Genomic DNA, 524 nt, shown 5'->3' with positions numbered 1-524 from the left:
CTTACTTTCTTTTGTCCGGTCACTTTACAGTGAATCGGATTGATATATCTTCAGCTTGCTCTTTTATTCGTTACTTTATTTTACGTTGTCCATCATGTCAAAGATCTTTTTAGATCACTTACGTTTCTTATGTCCCGGTAATCTTTGTGTGGAGAATAACGGATTCGAACCGTTGACCCTCTGCGTGCAAGGCAGATGCTCTAGCCAGCTGAGCTAATCCCCCAGTTTTTCCCTTCTTAGAGATTCTGTAGTCCCAGGCAGAGTTGAACTGCCGACCTCTACATTATCAGTGTAGCGCTCTAACCAACTGAGCTATAGGACTGTCAACTTTGCCTTGGTTGCCCTCAGCATCATTTTTCTCTCTTTCCGACGTTTTATCGTCGGAAGATCTATTTTGTATACATATTCAACCGTAGTACAAGTTAACTAATACCTCATTGTTAACTTGATAACGAACTCTTCGCTCCAGAAAGGAGGTGTTCCAGCCGCACCTTCCGGTACGGCTACCTTGTTACGACTTAGCC

General features: G+C 43.1%; 2 tRNA genes and 1 rRNA gene. All 3 read right to left on the bottom strand.

Annotated elements, in window-relative coordinates:
- Positions 1–149: 149 nt before the first annotated feature.
- A tRNA-Ala gene (locus tag IEY67_RS25100) sits at positions 150–223 on the bottom strand.
- A gap of 25 nt (positions 224–248) precedes the next feature.
- Positions 249–322 (bottom strand) — tRNA-Ile (locus IEY67_RS25095).
- Positions 323–469: 147 nt separating this feature from the next.
- A 16S ribosomal RNA gene (locus IEY67_RS25090) occupies positions 470–524 on the bottom strand; the annotation flags it as partial.

The organism is Parabacteroides faecis (assembly GCF_014647375.1).
GTDB lineage: Bacteria > Bacteroidota > Bacteroidia > Bacteroidales > Tannerellaceae > Parabacteroides > Parabacteroides faecis.
The sequence above is the reverse complement of the archived record's forward strand: the minus strand, read 5'-3'. Positions and strand labels throughout refer to the sequence as shown.